The 14,682-nt window shown below is 58.8% G+C and carries 19 protein-coding genes and 1 tRNA gene; 13 read left to right on the top strand and 7 right to left on the bottom strand.

The annotated features are described in order from the left end of the window. Window positions 1–770 precede the first annotated feature (770 nt). The 7 genes from HMPREF3149_RS04340 (at window position 771) to HMPREF3149_RS04310 (ending at window position 5,421) form a co-directional block, all read left to right on the top strand. Window positions 771–1,424, top strand: coding sequence for a hypothetical protein (locus HMPREF3149_RS04340; RefSeq protein ID WP_070536863.1), 654 nt, complete (start codon window positions 771–773; stop codon window positions 1,422–1,424). Between the two features lie 5 nt (window positions 1,425–1,429). Beyond that, complete coding sequence (locus tag HMPREF3149_RS04335) at window positions 1,430–1,780, top strand: hypothetical protein (RefSeq protein WP_141741448.1); 351 nt, start codon at window positions 1,430–1,432, stop codon at window positions 1,778–1,780. Between the two features lie 210 nt (window positions 1,781–1,990). Further along, window positions 1,991–3,073: a ThiF family adenylyltransferase gene (locus tag HMPREF3149_RS04330; RefSeq protein WP_083280771.1), complete on the top strand. Its 1,083-nt coding sequence runs from the start codon at window positions 1,991–1,993 to the stop codon at window positions 3,071–3,073. 265 nt (window positions 3,074–3,338) lie between these two features. After that, window positions 3,339–4,070: a DUF1648 domain-containing protein gene (locus tag HMPREF3149_RS04325; protein ID WP_070536861.1), complete on the top strand. Its 732-nt coding sequence runs from the start codon at window positions 3,339–3,341 to the stop codon at window positions 4,068–4,070. A gap of 4 nt (window positions 4,071–4,074) precedes the next feature. Then, entirely contained in the window at window positions 4,075–4,830 is a 756-nt protein-coding gene (locus HMPREF3149_RS04320) for an NAD-dependent deacylase (RefSeq protein ID WP_070536860.1), read from the top strand. A 57-nt stretch (window positions 4,831–4,887) separates the two neighbouring features. After that, on the top strand, window positions 4,888–5,142 hold the full coding sequence (locus HMPREF3149_RS04315) for a prevent-host-death family protein (RefSeq protein ID WP_371440945.1): 255 nt from the start codon (window positions 4,888–4,890) through the stop codon (window positions 5,140–5,142). A 9-nt stretch (window positions 5,143–5,151) separates the two neighbouring features. Beyond that, window positions 5,152–5,421: a type II toxin-antitoxin system RelE family toxin gene (locus HMPREF3149_RS04310; RefSeq protein WP_070536858.1), complete on the top strand. Its 270-nt coding sequence runs from the start codon at window positions 5,152–5,154 to the stop codon at window positions 5,419–5,421. 79 nt (window positions 5,422–5,500) lie between these two features. Here the strand turns inward: HMPREF3149_RS04310 and HMPREF3149_RS13535 are convergent, their stop codons facing one another. Further along, window positions 5,501–5,641, bottom strand: a complete 141-nt coding sequence (locus HMPREF3149_RS13535; protein WP_168162177.1) for a type II toxin-antitoxin system Phd/YefM family antitoxin — start codon at window positions 5,639–5,641, stop codon at window positions 5,501–5,503. A 55-nt stretch (window positions 5,642–5,696) separates the two neighbouring features. Here HMPREF3149_RS13535 and HMPREF3149_RS04305 point away from each other — a divergent pair, with 55 nt between their 5' ends. Then, window positions 5,697–5,981 (top strand): hypothetical protein, encoded by a 285-nt coding sequence (locus HMPREF3149_RS04305; RefSeq protein WP_070536857.1) that lies wholly within the window; start codon window positions 5,697–5,699, stop codon window positions 5,979–5,981. A 13-nt stretch (window positions 5,982–5,994) separates the two neighbouring features. Here HMPREF3149_RS04305 and HMPREF3149_RS04300 read toward each other — a convergent pair. Beyond that, window positions 5,995–6,082: transfer RNA gene (locus HMPREF3149_RS04300), tRNA-Ser, on the bottom strand. A gap of 171 nt (window positions 6,083–6,253) precedes the next feature. Here HMPREF3149_RS04300 and HMPREF3149_RS04295 point away from each other — a divergent pair. Together HMPREF3149_RS04295 and HMPREF3149_RS04290 are read left to right on the top strand one after the other, a co-directional pair. Beyond that, entirely contained in the window at window positions 6,254–7,150 is an 897-nt protein-coding gene (locus HMPREF3149_RS04295; protein WP_070536856.1) for an NAD(P)/FAD-dependent oxidoreductase, read from the top strand. 13 nt (window positions 7,151–7,163) lie between these two features. Beyond that, a complete protein-coding gene (locus HMPREF3149_RS04290; RefSeq protein WP_070536855.1) occupies window positions 7,164–8,120 on the top strand; it encodes an NAD(P)H-quinone oxidoreductase in 957 nt (318 codons plus the stop codon). Between the two features lie 9 nt (window positions 8,121–8,129). Here the strand turns inward: HMPREF3149_RS04290 and HMPREF3149_RS04285 are convergent, their stop codons facing one another. Beyond that, a complete protein-coding gene (locus tag HMPREF3149_RS04285) occupies window positions 8,130–9,341 on the bottom strand; it encodes an aminotransferase class V-fold PLP-dependent enzyme (protein WP_070536854.1) in 1,212 nt (403 codons plus the stop codon). A 196-nt stretch (window positions 9,342–9,537) separates the two neighbouring features. On the opposite strand from HMPREF3149_RS04285, the gene HMPREF3149_RS04280 reads away from it, so the two are divergent. Both HMPREF3149_RS04280 and HMPREF3149_RS04275 read left to right on the top strand, forming a co-directional pair. Further along, a complete protein-coding gene (locus tag HMPREF3149_RS04280) occupies window positions 9,538–10,389 on the top strand; it encodes a galactan export ABC transporter permease subunit Wzm/RfbD (protein WP_070536865.1) in 852 nt (283 codons plus the stop codon). Window positions 10,390–10,401: 12 nt separating this feature from the next. Further along, window positions 10,402–11,199: a galactan export ABC transporter ATP-binding subunit Wzt/RfbE gene (locus HMPREF3149_RS04275; protein ID WP_070536853.1), complete on the top strand. Its 798-nt coding sequence runs from the start codon at window positions 10,402–10,404 to the stop codon at window positions 11,197–11,199. A 111-nt stretch (window positions 11,200–11,310) separates the two neighbouring features. Here HMPREF3149_RS04275 and HMPREF3149_RS04270 read toward each other — a convergent pair whose 3' ends face one another. After that, window positions 11,311–11,916, bottom strand: coding sequence for a GNAT family N-acetyltransferase (locus tag HMPREF3149_RS04270; protein ID WP_070536852.1), 606 nt, complete (start codon window positions 11,914–11,916; stop codon window positions 11,311–11,313). 33 nt (window positions 11,917–11,949) lie between these two features. Between HMPREF3149_RS04270 and HMPREF3149_RS04265 the strand changes: the two genes are divergently transcribed. Beyond that, complete coding sequence (locus HMPREF3149_RS04265) at window positions 11,950–12,864, top strand: galactofuranosyltransferase GlfT1 (RefSeq protein WP_210385405.1); 915 nt, start codon at window positions 11,950–11,952, stop codon at window positions 12,862–12,864. Window positions 12,865–12,888: 24 nt separating this feature from the next. On the opposite strand, the gene HMPREF3149_RS04260 is transcribed toward HMPREF3149_RS04265, so the two are convergent. From HMPREF3149_RS04260 to HMPREF3149_RS04250, 3 genes are read right to left on the bottom strand one after another with little or no spacing between them, the layout of a single operon-like run. Then, window positions 12,889–13,347 (bottom strand): GtrA family protein, encoded by a 459-nt coding sequence (locus HMPREF3149_RS04260; protein ID WP_042528765.1) that lies wholly within the window; start codon window positions 13,345–13,347, stop codon window positions 12,889–12,891. A gap of 10 nt (window positions 13,348–13,357) precedes the next feature. Beyond that, entirely contained in the window at window positions 13,358–13,747 is a 390-nt protein-coding gene (locus HMPREF3149_RS04255; protein ID WP_042532981.1) for a GtrA family protein, read from the bottom strand. 44 nt (window positions 13,748–13,791) lie between these two features. Further along, window positions 13,792–14,667 (bottom strand): plasmid pRiA4b ORF-3 family protein, encoded by an 876-nt coding sequence (locus tag HMPREF3149_RS04250; RefSeq protein ID WP_070536850.1) that lies wholly within the window; start codon window positions 14,665–14,667, stop codon window positions 13,792–13,794. Window positions 14,668–14,682: the final 15 nt, after the last annotated feature.

Here is a 14,682-nt window from a genome sequence, read left to right as displayed (position 1 = left end):
CAAAATCAACGCACTCTAAAACCGGAAGGGTCTTTAAAGGTTAAAAATAACTACATTCAAAAACTGACCGCGGGAAAAATATTGTTTTTGCTTCGACAGCAATACTGCAAGCATACAAACGAAGGTAATGCCACCATAAACTGCGACATTCTACCAATCGGCTAGCCCCAGAATCCCTATGGCAATCGAAACGGCGAGAAAAGCAACTACGGCTGTTAGAGTGTTTCTCATGTTTAACCTGCACATAACTTTGCTTGAGGGGATTTGACGTTCGGCTAAATGGAAAAGCTTGAAGTAAAGTGTTACTGAAAATCCCTTACCTTACCTAGCGTAAAGATGTCTGGTTTTAAACGATGGAGTTGAAGATGATCCATACGTAAACGTTTAATTGAAAGGCTCTTACCCCCAATCAAATCCGAAAAAGGATGTTGGGAATACGGTTAGCCCCTGTTACCGCCCGGTGGTCGACCGAGCAATCGCCGTCAATCAGACGACAGATAGTCGATAGCCTACCGGGAACGGCTGCTGAGATTCAGGTTACGGTGGATGCTTCTAATTTGACAAGGGGACTTGCTTATCGCGAATGTCATTGTGGTTGACCCCATCACAGGCGAGAACTCTCATTTATGAGACATCGAGAATCCCGCAATTCCCATTCCACCAGCGAGAGTATTCCACATGCTGTAGGGTGCAGCTCATCTGAGAAACGGGATGTCAGGGTGATGTGTATCATAGCTTTTGTCCGCCTATCGATACAGAAAGGTTCTACCATGAATCGAGTCACGCTTCTGACAGTTGCGTCTCTACTCACTGCAGGTATTGCCCCCGCAGCTTCTGCCGAAACGGTTGAACAAGCAGAGAAAACTCTTGTTTGGTCTGAAGAGCAATTTGATAGGTCTCTTAAGGAGATCACTCCTGAAGAGAAGAAGCAGCTTGAGCTAATTAGTAACGTCGGTGAACATATTGATTACGACGATGAGGGTAACCTCAAGACCGATCTCAGCGATGATCAGCTCCGTAGTGATTATGGTTTCGAAGACAAAGATGTCAGTTTTTTCCACTCAGTGCTTGCTGAGGATGAAAGCATTGTTCAGCACAAGGAAAACGAGCCAAAAATTGTTACTACATATGATTACAAGCTCGGCCACATATCAAATAGCGATCTGAAGGTTGGGGCGGCTGCAGCTCTTACCGCAGCGGCAATGGAAGGGCCAGCTGCTCTCGAGGCGGCATTCTTTGCTTGGGGTGCTATAACAGGCGGGCCGATCGGAGCTGCTATCGCTGGCGCTGCCGGTATTCTTGGGGCAGCTTACTTTGTCGATCTTGCTCTTAAAATCACAGGGGCGGTCGCGCAGGGTAAAGGTATTACCTGGTACTCTAAGTGGGGATTTCCGCCAATTACCGCAAAGATTGAGGATGACTAATGCGGATGGATAAAGATCCAAAGTTTATTCGCTTTCCAGAATCTCTGTGGGCTTTTGTCACTATATTCCCCTCGGATATCATTGAGAATGATGGACTTGAGCACTTCTTCGATTCTGGATATTTGTGGCTCTATTCAATATTGGGATTAATCCTTTTTGGTATTTCCATGATCATGGGTAAAAAAGCGATATCTCCTTGGATGCATCGTGCGCGTTCCATTTTCCTCTTTGCTGCAACGATAGCTATTACAGCTTTCTTTCCTAGCCTAGTTGGGCGAATAGTCGTGGTCTTCCTAGCTATCTGCTACTTTTTCTGGCCCAATAACCATATAGTCTTTCGTCGAGCAGCGGCATGATCGGTGTTTTGAATGGAGCTAGCAGTCTATTAATCACTTGATAAAAAGTGATAGGATCTTGCTAAACTGTCTTCCAAAATTTGGCCACAGTACTCATGCGGGTACTGTGGCCAAATTGGTGCATCTATCAAAAAGGGTACATAAGGGTTAAGTAGCTCTTAACTATGGAGTTGTGACGCCTTGAGAGTGCCAGGAAGATTTGGATTCAGAATGAGTTCACGCTACGCACGCCAAGAAGCCCTCTGGGGAGCTAAGACTCAACAACGGCTTCACACTTCCACAGTCGCCGTCATTGGTGCTGGCGGCCTCGGCTCACCTGCCCTGCTCTACCTGGCAGGCGCGGGCGTGGGGCGCATCCTGCTTTTCGACGACGACCTCGTCTCCCTCTCCAACCTGCACCGCCAGGTCATCCACACCACGGCGACTGTGGGCCAGCCCAAAACCGAATCCGCCGCCGCGGCCTTGAGCGCCCTCAACCCGGAGTGCACCGTCGAGCAATTCTCGCGCCTGACACCCGATAACGCCCTGGCGCAGCTGCACGGCGCTGACCTCATCATCGACGGCACCGATAACTTCTACTCCCGCCATCTCGCCTCCTGGGCCGCCCATGAGCTGGGCATTCCGCACGTGTGGGCGTCCCTTCTGGGCTATGACGCGCAGCTCACCGTCTTCCACTCCGGCCACGGCCCGGTCTACGAGGACCTCTTCCCCACCGACCCGCAGGTGCCTTCGTGCTCACAGGCCGGCGTGATAGGCCCGGTCGTCGGTGTGGCCGGCTCCGCCCTAGCGGTGGAGGCTCTCAAGCTCCTCACGGGTATCGGCACCCCGCTCATCGGCACGCTGGGATACTACGATTCCCTCGCCGGGACCTGGGAATACATCCCCGTGCGCGCAAGCGGCGTCATCCCGGCGCGCCCGGCCAACCCCACCGACGTCCGCGACGTTCCAGAGGGCGCCACGCTCATCGACGTCCGCACCACCTCCGAACGCGCCACCTCCCGCATCCCCAGCTCGCAGCACTTCCCGCTCGATGACATCCTCGCCGGCCACAACCCGCCCATCGACCCCGAAGCTCTTGCAGTTCTCTATTGCGCGAGCGGCCTGCGCTCCTCCCAGGCAGTCGAGGCCCTGCGCGCTCGCGGCTTCAGCAACGTCTACTCGCTGCGCGGTGGCATCGATGCTTGGCAAGAACACATTTCCGAGCTCGAGGCCGAGGCCGACGCCGCCCACCGAGGCGATCTGGAGACCATTTCTCTTAAAGACCTAGAAGCAGAGCAGGGCGTGGTCGACTAGCTTTCGGCCCCAGGCTGAGAGGTTTTCTAGCCCCTCAGCCGGCGGCTCCGCCTTCTCGACATCACCCCGGCTACATGGTCCCTCTAGTTTGGTCCCCATACTCTGGTCCCTACTCACCGCAAAGGGACCTTTTACAGCCAGTTTCCTGCGCCCAGATGGTCCTTTTGCTCAGTGAAAGGACCAAAGTAAAGAGACCAATTTGAAGGGACCATCTTTGTCCCCCCTTCATCGACCAACCAGCTACCCCCTTTGTAAACTCACTGCCATGAGGATCCGCCAGTATTACGTCGCCACCGCTGTGGTGTGTGCTCTCACGCTGGTGTACATGCTGCTGCGCTGGGACTCGGTCCCCGATCCCATCCCGGTCCACTTCGATGGCTTGGGCAACCCGGACCGCTTCGAGCCCAAGTCTTTCTTCAACGCCACCGCTTTGGTGTGGATCGGCGTTGTATTCGCCATCGCGCTGCCGTTGTGCGTGCCGCCGATCTCGCTGGCGCGAAAGACAGTGCAGGTTCCGGCGGAGTCAGCGCTTCCTTTCTCCGAGGCCACCGCACAGCGCGCGGAGCTGCTCGCTGAAAAGACCGCCACGTTCATCGCCCAGACAGTGTTTGCCATGACGATCTGTTTAAGCCTTTCCGCCGTCGGTACCGTCGTGCCGGATATCCCCTTCTCGGGCTTTCTCCTCGTGACCGCGTGGGTAGGCTTCACCCTGTTCATCATGATTCAGGGCGTCCGATTGACGCTGACATCCGCGAAGGACGTGAAAGCCATACCCACCGACCAGGATGAACAGGTTCGCAACGAAGCACTCCGCCTTGCCGGTGGCATGGGAGTCTACAAAGAACCTAAAGACCCGATGTGCATGGCAGTCTTTTCCACAAATCCTTCGAAGCTGCAGATCAACACCGCGCACGAACCTGGTCGGCGCTACCTATGGCGCATGGGCATCGCTCTCGCCGCATCCATAGTATTCTGCGTGCTCATCGCCGTACTCTAGATGCATGGAGCACCTGTTTGAGCGCGCACACTCGATTCTTTCTGATGCCACCCACGTCGAGGTTTTCACCGGCGCGGGCATGAGCGCGGATAGCGGCATCGCCACGTACCGCGATGCGCAAACAGGGATCTGGGAGAACGTGGATCCGGTGGCGATGGCGTCGATAAGCGCGTGGCGCAGCGATCCTAAGCCGATGTTCGCCTGGTACCTGTGGCGCGCCCAGCTGGCGCAGCGGGCCGAACCCAACGCCGGGCACCGCGCAATTGCCGCCGCACGCGGCATGACGGTGACCACGCAAAATATCGATAACCTGCACGAGCGCGCCGGAAGCCAGGACGTGGTCCACCTGCACGGCTCCCTGTTCGCCTTCCGCTGCACCGAGTGCGATACGCCATATGACGAGGACATTGCGTTCCCAACAGAGCCAGTTGAAAGCATCACGCCACCCGAGTGCCCCGTGTGCGGCGGCCTCGTGCGCCCGGGCGTGGTGTGGTTCGGTGAGGCTTTGCCCAACGACGAATGGGCCGAGGCCGAGCGCCGCATGTCCACCGCGGACGCGCTGCTCATCGTGGGAACCTCCGGCGTGGTCTATCCCGCCGCCGGCCTGCCACAGATTGCCCATGCGCGCGGTATCCCCATCGTGGAAGTCACCCCGCAGCCCACGGACCTCTCGTCGCTTGCCGACGTCGTGGTCACGGCCACCGCAGCGGAGGCGCTGCCTCGCATTCTTGCCGGGCGAATCGATGGCATTGACAAGTAGCAGCTCTCTATCCCTCGGGTCTTGTTAAACAGAATGTACAAGATGTACATTTGCAGCATGGAAACGATGTCAGTGGCATCCAGCCAATTTCGCCAATCCCAAAGCCGAATCCTTGAAGAGGCACAGCACATTCCCGTCGCCATCACCAGTCGCGGAAGCCGTGTTCGCGCTTTTGTTGTCTCCCCTTCGTTTTTCGCCCGCGCAGTTGAAGCACTAGAAGATCGCGAAGATATCCAAGCCGCAGAGCTTGCCCGAGGAGAGTCCGCAGAAATCTCACACGAAGACCTTAAAAAAGAACTCGGACTCACCTAATCGCCATCTATGGCTAACTCCACCTATCGCATCACCTATAGGGCATCCGCAGCCAAGGAACTACGCAAGCTCGATAAACCGACGCAAAGGCGCCTACTTGCGGCAATCGAAGGCTTAGCCGTTAACCCTCGCCCGGATGGAGTAAAGAAGCTAAAAGCCTCGAACGATCTGTATAGAATTCGAATCGGACACTATCGCGTGGTTTATGAAATCTTGGACGGAAAGCTCGTGGTGCTTGTCCTACGCGTTGCTCACCGACGAGACGTTTACCGGAAATAGGCAAAATTTCTCTCAGATAAACAAAACCGGTTCTACCCTGCCAGAAGGTGAATACTCCACTTGGATCGCAAGATAGTTCTTAAACATCCAGATCGGTGTCGTGCTCCTTAGCCTTTCCGTCCAGCGCTTGCTCATAAGACTCCAATAGCCGGCGAGCATTGACTGGGGAGCCGAAAAGATAATCAGTCTCTACCCACGCCGAATAGTTGTCTTCTGACATCACGAAACCGCCTTCCTTACCACAACCATTATTCCCCCCGAGAGGAAATGAATCCATGCTCTACCTTGTTCCAGGAGCCTTAGCCGGCATCATCTTTTATGCCATTCTCACAGCAGTGAGCTGGGCAATCGGGAAGGTTTGGCCGCAACGTCACCTTGGGGCACATGGCTGTTTGGCCATCCACTGCCTCGTCGCGATTGCATTCTCTATTTTTCTCGTTGTTGCTGGCGGCGGAGGAAATTCGGCCACGCACCTGCAGATTAGCGGGTTCCTGCTGGCTGGATGCATCCTGAGCTTCGTTACAGCCGCATGGGATAGGGAGCAAAGCCACTCCACATGACCCCCGAAAAAATTGGCGGAGGCGGCGGGATTTGAACCCGCGGTGAGTTTCCCCACGCTGGTTTTCAAGACCAGTGCATTCGGCCGCTCTGCCACGCCTCCTCGTCACGCGTCAGCATGCACCGCGCGCAACACGTTCAGAGTACTAGACCTCCCTGGGGAAGAGGAATTCACCCCAACCACTTACTGCAGTTCAACCCAAGGCATCCGAAAATCGGATGACATCTTTTGAAAGCCATTGAAAAAAACTCCCTGCATGGCAGACTCGGGAACATGCAGACAGTAGATACCCTCATCATCGGCGGTGGCGCGGCCGGCCTTCAAGCAGCCCTGGTCATGGTCCGCGCGCGCCGCAGCGTCCTCGTTGTTGATTCCTCTACCCCTCGCAACCGCTTTGCCCGTGAAATCCACGGTGTGATTGCCCTCGAAGGCACGCCACCACGTGAGTTCCAGGAGCGCGGCAAAGAGCAGCTGCGCAGCTACGGCGTGCAGATCGTGAAGGCCACCGTAGATTCTGTCACCGATAATGACCGCACGTTGACCGCAACATTGAGCAACGGGGACACCGTCGCGGCGCGCTCCATCATCGTTGCTAGTGGTGTCGACGACGTACACCCAGCCATCCCGGGCCTGGAGGAAAACTGGGGAAATACGGTCCTCCACTGCCCCTATTGCCACGGTTACGAGGTGGCGGACAAGCACCTCGGCGTTCTCTGCATCGGCGAATTCTCCCTGCAGCACGCGGCAATTCTGCGCCAGTGGTCTCAGAACATCACCTTCTTCACCAACGGCATGGAGCTCAACGAGCAACAGCGTTCACACCTCACCCGGCGAGGCATGGCGCTTGTCGACGGCCCCATCACCGCCTTCCACGACGGAAAAGTCCAGGTTGGAGACGACGACCATGCTGTTGATGCGCTGTTCTACATGCCTATCCCCCGCCCGCACGATGAGTTCCTCGCTGACCTCAACCTCGAGCGCCACAGTCCTCCGTCAGGGATGGGCGGAAGCCTCATCAAGGTGGGCCCCGCCGGCGCCACCAGCCACGCGCGCATCTGGGCCGTGGGCAACGTGGTAAACCCACCAGCACAGGTGGCGATGGCCATGGGAGAAGCGAACGCCGCCGCCATCGCGGTCAACGCTTTCCTCGTCGAGGATGATTGGATTTAAGTACGGTGGTGGCATGAAAGCCATCATTCAGACCAATCCGGAAGACCCAAGCTCGCTGGAGCTGGGGGACGCTGATAAGCCGCAGCACAAAGACGGCGAAGTGCTGGTCCAGGTCAGGGCCGCCGGCGTGAACCGCGCCGACCTGCTCCAAGCCCGTGGGCATTACCCGCCACCGCCGGGTGCTTCAGAAATTATCGGGCTGGAAGTCGCCGGCGAAGTCGTTGACGCAGGTGATACCGATATCACAGTTGGATCGAAGGTCGGCGCACTTCTGGCCGGCGGCGGCTATGCCGAGTACGTGGCCGTGCCCAAGGGCCAGCTTGTGCCCATCCCCACCGGCTACTCCTTTGCCGAGGCCGCCTCCGTCATCGAAGTGGCCTGCACCGTGTGGTCCAACATCGCCATGGAGGCCGGCCTCGCAGAAGGCCAGACCATCCTCATCCACGGCGGTGCGGGCGGCATCGGCACCTTCGCCATCCAGGTGGCCAAGCAGCTGGGCGCCACCGTTGCCGTGACCGCCGGATCCGATGAGAAGCTCGAGACGTGTAAGGAGCTCGGCGCGGATATCCTCATCAGCTACAACGAGCAGGACTTCGCCGAGGAACTAAAGAATCAGTGTGATGTCATTCTGGACATCATGGGCGCAAAGTACCTCAAGAAAAACCTCATCGCGCTGGCCAAGGGTGGACACATGGTTACCATCGGCATGCAGGGCGGCACGAAGGCTGAGCTCAACATGGGTATTCTGCTCAACAAGCGCCTGACCCTGCAGGGCACCACGCTGCGCTCCCGCTCGGTGGAGGACAAGGCCGCCATCGTGGCCGACACCATCACGAATGTCTGGCCCTGGCTGGAGGACGGCAGCGTGAAGCACCACCTCCACGGCACGTACCCGCTTGCCGACGCCGCCAAGGCCCACAAGGCCCTCGATTCCGGCAAGGTCACCGGCAAGCTCGTCCTTGAGGTCTAGAACGACCTCTTAGGCCAAAGACGCCACGACGCGAGTCAGGTGCTCGATGTCGTGGTAGGTGCTGAACGGGCTCAGGGAAACTGTCACGGCGCCGCCGATTTCCTCCACACCCATCTCCGTCAGCAGAGGTGTGTGCGGGGCCGTCGTGGTGACAAGGCCGTTGTCGAAGAGGCGGCGGTGAATGACCTCCGCCGGAACGTCGCGCACCGCGAAAGTGAGGCGTGGGATGCGGTCATCGGAGGCGTCGGCAGCCGCCTCGCCCGTCACGCCCAAAATGTGCACGGCCGGCAGAGTGCCCAGCAGGCTGTACAGATCCCCGGCAAGTTCCTCCATGTAGGAAGACAATGCCGTGAGAGAGCGCGTCAAACGCACGCGGCGTGAACCACGCTCACCGCCTGCCAGGGCCGCACAATGATCCGCCAGGGGGCCCACACCGCCGGCCAGGCCCGGAGACACCGGACCCACCACGATCTCATCGAGGCGGCGGAACATCGCCGTGTCGCGGAAGACCAGCGCGGCAATCTGGGGGCCGCCGAGCTTGCCGACGTCCACCCCTACAATGTCCGCACCAATCTCATCGAAGTCGAGGAGGCGGTAGGGGGCGACATCGGAGACGTCGACAAGCGTCCAAGCGCGCGAGCGTTCATGGACCGCATCGATGATCTCCTCCGTCGGCGTCACCGTGCCCAACAGTGCATGAGCGGCGGAGAATGCGACAAAACGCGTGGATCCATCAACGAGCTCAGCGTACTGGAAGGCAGGCAGCTCGCCTGTGCCGAGGTCCGGCTGTGCCCAGCGGATATCCGCGCTGAGGCGCTCAAAGGCGCCGGAGAGCTCCGGCGGATCGAAGCGGGACAGCACCACCGAGGACCGGCGGCGCAGCAGCGGACGCAAGGCCAACGCGAGCGACTGGTAAAGCACCGGCAGGGACGGCCCCAGCACAACACGCTCCGCCGTGGCACCCGTGAGATCCGCCACTGCCCGGCGCGCGGAGGCATACATGTCCGCCGCGTTGAGCTCACCCGGCGCGCGGTGCGCCGAGTGTGCGCCACCGCCATCCTCCTGCGGCTTCACCGTGGCGGAGGTGCGGAAGGACCGCGCCACGCCCGAGGCCACGCGCTCCGCAATTTGCGGTGAAGAGTGGGCATTGAGGTAGGTCCAGCCATCGGACAGACCAGTGTAGAGACCTCGCACACTGGCGACGTCATACTGTTCTGTCATGGTTAACCCTTCCTCCTCAAGCGGATGATCGCCTCCCTACTCTATACGTCTCACGTAAATCTTTCCTAACCCGTGATTTCCCCTGCTCGTCACCGTTTTCGCTGGTTACGGGCGTGTGTCTAGGTGTTTAGGTATCGTGCGCGCTAGGGTGAAGGGCGTGCAAGACAAGAAAAACCTGCGTGACGACGTCGCCCGCATGACCACCGCGCCTGCACCCGGCGAGGAGCCGGCCTCGCGGTCAATGACCATGTCGGCGGCTTTCGCCGACCTGCTGCAAGGCGCTCGCCAGCGCGAGCTGTGGTTCAAGCTGGGCATTCAGGACATCAAGCAGCGCTACCGGCGCTCGGTGCTGGGCCCGTTCTGGATTACCATCGCGACCGGCGTCATGGCCGCCGCTCTGGGCCTGCTGTATTCCATGCTCTTCCAGATTCCCGTGGCGGAGTTCCTGCCCCACGTCACCGTGGGCCTGATTATGTGGAACTTCATCTCCGGCGCAATCAAAGAGGGCTCGACGGTCTTCATTGATAATGAGGGCCTGATCAAGCAGCTGCCTGCCCCGTTGTCGGTCCACGTCTACCGCCTAGTGTGGCGCCAGACTTTGTTCTTGGGCCACAACCTCATCATTTGGTTGCTGCTCATCATTATCTTTCCTCGGCACCTGGGGTGGGAGTTCTTCCTGTGCATCCCGGCGCTGGCCTTGCTGCTGGTCAACGGCGTGTGGGTAGCCATGTTCTTCGGCATTATCGCCACCCGTTTCCGTGACGTTGCCCCGCTGCTGGAGGCTCTCACCCAGCTGCTCTTCTACGTCACGCCGATCGTATGGATGACCTCTACCTTGAAGGACCAGGGTGAGGCTGTTGCCAGCCGTGCGCGCATTGCGGAGCTCAACCCGCTGTATCACTACATGGAGATTGTCCGCGGCCCGCTCATCGGTGTGCATGTGCCGGCCTATCACTGGTTTATCGTCATTGGCTGCACCGTCGTCGGCCTGCTCATTGCCGGTTTGGCCATGCGTCAGTGGCGCTTCCGCGTCTCCTACTGGGTCTAGAAAGGATTGTCCATGGTTTCCATTGATACGTATAACGCTTGCGTGGACTTTCCCATCTTTGATGCCAAGTCCCGTTCGCTGAAGAAGGCAATGCTCTCCACCGCTGGTGGTTCCATTGGCAAGAATGACCAGAACGTGGTCATGGTGGAAGCACTTAAAGACATCAACCTCCACCTGCGCGAAGGTGACCGCGTGGGGCTCGTTGGTCACAACGGCGCTGGTAAGACGACCTTGCTGCGCCTGCTCTCCGGTATCTATGAGCCGACTCGCGGCGCGGCCGACGTCCGCGGGCGCGTCGCCCCCGTCTTCGACTTGGGCGTGGGCATGGACCCGGAGGTCTCCGGCTACGACAACATCATCATCCGCGGCCTCTTCTTGGGCCAGACCATCAAGCAGATGAAGGCCAAGATGGATGAGATCGCGGAATTTTCTGAGCTGGGTGATTACCTCTCCATGCCGCTGCGCACCTACTCCACCGGTATGCGCGTGCGCCTAGCGCTGGGCGTGGTGACCTCCATTGAGCCGGAGATCCTGCTTCTCGACGAAGGCATTGGCGCCGTCGACGCCGCCTTCATGGCCAAGGCCCGCGTGCGGCTCCAAGACCTGGTGAAGCGCTCCGGCATCCTGGTCTTTGCCTCCCACTCCAATGACTTCCTGGCCCAACTGTGCGATACCGCCCTGTGGATCGACCACGGCCAGATCCGCTCGGTGGGCGAGGTCTCTGACGTCGTGGGCGAATACGAGGGCCCCGAGGTTGGCGAGTACGTGCGCGACCTGCGTCGGCGCTTCGACAACGAGGAGAACACCTAAGTTTCCGTGAAAACAGGCAACTATTCACTTGTTTTCACGAAATCCTCGCTGTTCCTACTGCCCTAGCTGCCAATCTTGCCGGCCCTCAGCGAATGGCTGACCAAACTTTCGTCACTTAGGGCACCTCACCCCGAGCATCGCACCCAGCTCCTCGGTCATGCCACTGACAGTCACTTCCGGCCCCGGATGGTAATCCTCTTTGCGCAGCACTGCCTTGTTGCCTTCGATGGAGTAGTGCAGCTTGCGCGAAACAGCTTGAGACGCCTCATTGCCAGGGTCCCACTCGGAGCGCAGCTGGCGCGCGCCCAAGTACTCAAAGCAGAAGACCGCAGCCGCATGGCGAATCTTCGTGCCAATGCCGCGTCCTTGGAAGCGGCGGTAGATCCACGACCCGGTTTCGACCTCATGGTTGTCTGGGAAATTCTGAGCCCGCAGATCTACCGAACCAATGACCTCACCGTCGAGGTGGACACCGAAGTCCAGCGACCATTCTTCCGGGGACATCTGAGCACGGTGCGCCCACCGGAAGCTCGGATCAGGTTTCTCCTTCAGCCACGGGAAGGTGTACTCCGGTAGCGGCTCTCCAAAAATCTCAGCAGCCGTGACGCCATGGATGGCGGCGATGTCGCCATCACGCAACACCCGCAAAGTCAGGTCTCCTACTTGTAGGGAGAGCTTAAAAGGTGCCCACATGTCTTCGACGCTTTTCACAGTCATGGCAACATTGTATTGAGCTATGCGGGTGGCACAATGGAACGCATGACTGCCACCCTGTCCCCGGCCGGAACAACGGCCGCTGTGATCGTCACCCACCAGCGCGTAGAGCTGCTGCGCGCCTCGCTTGAGCAGGTGGTGAACCAAACGCACCCAGTGCAGTGGGTCATCGTGGTGGATAACGGTGCGGAGCACGCAGTAGAGGATCTGCTCCACGAACTGGCGGGCGAGCGCGCCGTCTACGTTCCTTCGGAAACCAATCTAGGCGGTGCGGGCGGCTTTGCGCTGGGCTTTCTGACTGCACTCGCCCTGGGCGCGGACGCGGTGTGGTGCGCGGACGATGACGGCCGCCCCGCCGACCACCACGTGTTGGAGGAGCTCTACCGCGTGGCTGAGAAGAACAACCTGCACGAGGTCTCCCCCGCCGTGTGCAACATCGATGAACCAGCCAAGCTCGCCTTCCCGCTGCGCCAGGGCCTGGTGTGGCGCCGCTACATGAGCGAGTTGGAGGGGGACTTTCTACCCGGAATCGCCTCCCTCTTCAACGGCGCGCTGATCTCCGCTGAGGCTATGGACATCATCGGTGTTCCGGACTACCGCCTGTTCATCCGCGGCGATGAAGTGGAATATCACCGCCGCCTGGTCAACTCGGGATTAAACTTCGGCACCGCCCTGACCACGAGCTACCTACACCCAGACGGTTCCGATGAGTTCAAGCCCATCCTCGGCGGAAAAATGCACACGCAGTACCCGGAAGGGGAATTCAAGCGTTTCTTCACCTACCGCAACCGCGGCTACCTGCTGTGGCAGCGCGGCATGCGCAAACTCTTACCACAGGAATTCGCGCGCTTCGGCTGGTTCTTCCTAGTGCAACAGCACGACGTCAAGGGTTTCCTCGAGTGGCTGCGCCTGCACAACCGCGGCCGCAAGGAAGATTTCCGCCGCCCCTAATCCGCCGCCCCCTCAACTGCGGAGCTAGTCCACCTGAAAGGACTTGCGTGTGCTGCGGAAAATAACCCAGCGTTGAACAAAGAAGTTAATGAGCGTGGCCGTACCCTGGGCAATAACAAAAGCCATGGCCAGCGCCCACGAGGACGGCCATTCCAGGTTGTGGTCAAAGAAGGGAAACGCCCAGCGATACAGAAGGATATTGATCGCATAAGTCATGGCGTAGGTAGCGATAACGGCCGCAAAGCGACGCTTCGACGCATTCGCGTTGAAGGTCCACCGCCGATTGAGCAGGTACGCCACCAAGGTGCCGGCCACAAAGCCCAAGGTGCGCGACGTTACCCCGCCGAAGAGGTCTAAGCCGATTTGAAAAAGCCACGTAATACCGACGTCAATGACCGCAGAGATTGCGCCCGTGATGGCGAACTTTGTTCCCTGCGCCTGCAGGGAGTTCGACCGGGAAAGGCGTTCGGCATGGTTGGGCATGTCAGGAATTTTACTTGTCCTTAAAAATGAACACGCGCTGAATAGCGAAGTTCGTTACCGTTGCCACACCCTGCGCAATGACGAAGGCAATGGTGTCCTTGAGGGCTCCCTCAAAGCCCATGCTGATGAGCGGAGCGTTGAGAACCCAATACAAGAAATTCTGAACCGCAAAGGTGGCGAGGTACAGCATGCCCACCGCGCCCGCGGTGCGACCGGACACGTGGGCACCGAAAGTCCAGCGGGCGTTAGCGATGTAGGCGGCGATCGTGCCGAAGACCCAGCCGATGGCCTTCGCCAACGAGCGATGCAGGCCCAGATAAGTAAGGAATAGGGTGAGACCATAATCAATGGCCGCGGTGAACACGCCGACGGATACGAAGCGCACGAGCTGCGTCTTCAGAGTGGAGTCACCGGTAGAGGTTGGTTTAGTCACGGCGCAATACTCTACCCGCGCACGAGAGCCCGGTAAATGTCTAGGCGATCAACCGGTGCGGCGGCATCGACACCATAGGCCCCCAAGGACGCCAAAACGTCGAGAGACGCGGTACATAATTCCCGGATGTCAGAGCCATGAAGCTCCTCGCCGTCATCATCCACCCAGCCCAATGCTGCCATAGAGGTCTCCACCACCGAATCAGTCAGTGCGCGCCCACCCATACAGGACAAGGCCAACGCCATGGACCAGAAAGCATCCTTACCCTCATTGGTGACCTCTCGCGGCAGGGTGCGCAACTGGTTGAGCGTGGCGCCATCGACGTTAATCCCACGGTGCAGGTCGAGTGCTTGAAGGAGCGGTACGAAGTCATAGAGCCGCGAACGCTCAATGAGCGCGCGGATGGGAGCGGCAACGAGGTCAAGGACCTCATCGATTGTTTCTTGGCCGGTAAGTTCCGCATTGACGGCAGTGAGATCGAACGGAGTCTGGAAAGAACCAGAACCGCCCACACAGAGGGCTTCTGGCGTGCCGCCATCGCGCGGATAGGTCTCGACCACAACAATCTCGAAATCCCACAAGCCCCACGCATAATCAATCTGTTCACCCTCGCGGCGAAGAAACTCACGCACGGTATGGCTTGGATCAATGCGCTGGCCCCGAGCATCGTGATGTTCAAAGAAGTGCCAAGGGGAACTCTCTTCCGGCAATCCGAAACACACCTCGAGGATGCGGTGGAGCTCTTCCAGCGTCAGCGCATCGGAGAAACCAATCTGGCGGTGCACCTCGGCTTCCGCACGGACATTAGAGACTTGGCAGAGCAAGGTGCGAGCGGCGTCGCCACGATCGGCGCGGACCTGCGCCAGATCTGTGACCTTTGAGCTCATGGGCCCCACCATACG

This window comes from Corynebacterium sp. HMSC05E07, assembly GCF_001807225.1.
GTDB lineage: Bacteria > Actinomycetota > Actinomycetes > Mycobacteriales > Mycobacteriaceae > Corynebacterium > Corynebacterium singulare.
The sequence above is the reverse complement of the archived record's forward strand: the minus strand, read 5'-3'. Positions and strand labels throughout refer to the sequence as shown.